General features: G+C 64.6%; 3 protein-coding genes. All 3 read left to right on the plus strand.

Annotated features, from left to right (window positions below; genetic code table 11):
* A partial coding sequence (locus VL973_RS02295) for an SDR family NAD(P)-dependent oxidoreductase (RefSeq protein WP_325282417.1) occupies positions 1 to 740 on the plus strand: 740 nt, incomplete at its 5' end.
* A 118-nt stretch (positions 741 to 858) separates the two neighbouring features.
* The gene (locus VL973_RS02300; RefSeq protein ID WP_325282418.1) at positions 859 to 1,884 is read left to right on the plus strand and encodes an aspartate-semialdehyde dehydrogenase; all 1,026 of its coding nucleotides are present in this window, start codon (positions 859 to 861) and stop codon (positions 1,882 to 1,884) included.
* Between the two features lie 53 nt (positions 1,885 to 1,937).
* The gene (locus tag VL973_RS02305; RefSeq protein WP_325282419.1) at positions 1,938 to 2,714 is read left to right on the plus strand and encodes an alpha/beta fold hydrolase; all 777 of its coding nucleotides are present in this window, start codon (positions 1,938 to 1,940) and stop codon (positions 2,712 to 2,714) included.
* Positions 2,715 to 2,856 lie beyond the last annotated feature (142 nt).

Consider the following 2,856-nt stretch of genomic DNA (forward strand, 5'->3'; position numbering starts at 1 on the left):
CCACCGCAACGGCGTTCGCCGCGGAGGGTGCGGCCGTCATGTGTTCGGACATGTCCGATGGCGTCGACGCGACGGTCGCCGAAATCCGGGCTGCCGGGGGACAGGCGCACGCGATACGATGCGATGCCGGGGATGAGGGGCAGGTCGCTGCGCTCGTCAGTGCGACGTGCGATACGCATGGCGGGTTGGACATCATCCATGCCAATGCCGGCGTCTCCGGCGGGCTGGCCGGACTGTTCGATCAGTCGGCGGCCGATTGGGCCGAAATCCTGCGCGTCAACCTGATCGGCCCATTCCTGGCGATTCGCCACGCCGCGCCGCGCATCGCGGAACGGGGCGGCGGCGCCATCGTGCTGACCGCCAGCGTTGCGGGTCTTCGATCGGGGGCGGGTGGCGCGGCCTATTCGGCGTCGAAGGCGGGGGTCATCAATCTGGCGCAGACGGCCGCGCAGCAACTGACCGGATCGGGCGTGCGTGTGAATGCGGTTTGTCCCGGTCTGGTCGAAACCGGCATGACGCAGATGATCTTCGACCGCGCGCGCGAACGCGGTGTGGAAGCACGCGTGGGGGCGCTCAATCCGTTGAAGCGGTCGGGGCTGGCAGAAGAGATCGCCGAAGCGGTGCTGTTCCTTGCCAGCGACGCGGCAAGTTATGTCAACGGACAGGCGCTGGCGGTCGATGGCGGGCTGTCCTCCAGTCATCCGGTAACGGGCCAGCGCTATGGCCGGGTCGCGGCCTGATCCAACCTGAGTTTGCCGCGTTAAAACCCAAAGCCCCTTTCAATCCCCTGCAAGACAGCTAAAGCGGCAGCCGTTTTTGTTCGCCCGCTAGGGGCTTTCACGACAGGAAATTACTGAAATGGGGTATCGGATCGTCGTCGCCGGCGCGACTGGCAATGTCGGGCGCGAAATGCTCAACATCCTTGCCGAGCGGGCGTTTCCCGCTGACGAGATCGCCGTGCTGGCCAGCAGCCGGTCGGTCGGGGAAGAAGCTGATTATGGCGAAACCGGCCGCAAGCTGAAAATCCAGAATATCGAGCATTTCGATCCCACCGGCTGGGACATGGCATTGTTCGCGATCGGCAGCGATGCGACCAAGCTTCATGCGCCCCGCTTCGCGGCGGCTGGATGCGTCGTCATCGACAATTCGTCGCTGTATCGCATGGACCCCGACGTGCCGCTGATCGTGCCCGAAGTGAACCCGGATGCAATCGACGGCTATACCGCGCGCAACATCATCGCCAATCCGAACTGCTCGACCGCACAGATGGTCGTGGCGTTGAAGCCGCTGCATGATGCCGCCGGCATCAAGCGCGTGGTCGTGGCGACCTATCAATCGGTGTCGGGCGCGGGCAAGGCGGGCATGGACGAGCTGTTCGAGCAGAGCCGCAACATCTTTGTCGGCGATCCCGCGGAGCCGAAGAAGTTCACCAAGCAGATCGCGTTCAACGTGATCCCGCACATCGACAGCTTCCTCGACGATGGGTCGACCAAGGAAGAATGGAAGATGGTGGTCGAGACCAAGAAGATCCTGGATACCAGGATCAAGGTCGTCGCCACCTGCGTCCGGGTGCCGGTGTTCGTCGGCCATTCCGAAGCGGTGCATGTCGAGTTCGAACGCGAAATCTCCGCCGAGCAGGCGCAGGATATCCTGCGGGAGTCGCCCGGCGTGATGCTGGTCGACAAGCGTGAGGACGGCGGATACGTGACGCCGGTCGAATGCGTCGGCGACTATGCCACCTTCATCAGCCGCGTGCGGGAAGATTCGACGGTCGAGAACGGCCTGGCCTTCTGGTGCGTGAGCGACAATCTCCGGAAAGGCGCCGCACTGAACGCGGTGCAGATCGCCGAGCTGCTGGGCCGCCGCCATCTGAAAAAGGGCTGATTGGGCAGCGCGGCGGGGCTTGCCTCGCCGCGCCGCCTCGTTAGTCAGGGTTTATGGCCGATAGCTTCAGCACGCAACATTTCACCGCTCCCGACGGCACGCGCATCGCGTGGCATGAAATGGGGGCGGGGCGGCCCGTGGTGCTGATCCACGGTTATATGTCTGACGCCAACACCAACTGGATCCGCTTCGGCCATGCGGAGAAGGTGGCGGCCAGGGGCTTTCGCGTCATCATGCCCGACCTGCGCGCGCATGGACAAAGCGACCGGCCACAGGATGCCGCCGCCTATCGCCCCGACGTGCTGGCGGAGGATAACGAAGCGCTGGTCACGCACCTCGGCCTGAGCGACTATGACCTTGGCGGCTATTCGCTGGGTGCGCGCACGACGATGCGAATGCTCGACCGTGCGAATGTGCCCCCACCGGCGCGCGTGATCTTTGTCGGCATGGGGCTGGACGGACTGACCGACACCAATCGGCGCGGCGGGCATTTCCGCGGAATCCTCGACAATCTGGGCAGTTTCGAGCGCGGCACGCCGCAATGGACGGTGGAGGCGTTCCTGAAAACCACCAATGGCGATCCGGTGGCGCTGCGCCACATCCTCGACACCTTTGTCGACACCGACCTTGCCCGCATTCAGGCGATCCGCCAGCCGACGTTGGTGCTGGCGGGTGAAGAGGATGACGACAACGGCTCGCACCGCGAACTGGCGGAAGCGATTCCCGGCGCCGATCTGGCGGAAGTGCTCGGCGGGCATATGAGCGCCGTCACCAAGCCCGAACTGGGCCGCGAACTGGGCGACTGGCTGGACGGCCCGACCCGGCCTTGACGACTGTTTGAAGGCGCTGCTGTCATGGACCTGCAACTGTGGCTCGCCTTCCTTTCCGCATCGCTGGTTATCGGCATCATTCCGGGGCCGGGCGTCGCAAGTATCGTCGGCTTCGCGTTCAGTTCGGGGCGAAGGGTCGCGC

Source organism: Sphingomonas sp. (assembly GCF_035490575.1).
Taxonomy (GTDB): domain Bacteria; phylum Pseudomonadota; class Alphaproteobacteria; order Sphingomonadales; family Sphingomonadaceae; genus Sphingomonas.

Coding starts and splice junctions, on each gene's coding strand:
- VL973_RS02300 (WP_325282418.1), top strand. CDS start 859: ATGGGGTATCGGATCGTCGTCGCCGGCGCGACTGGCAATGTCGGGCGC.
- VL973_RS02305 (WP_325282419.1), top strand. CDS start 1,938: ATGGCCGATAGCTTCAGCACGCAACATTTCACCGCTCCCGACGGCACG.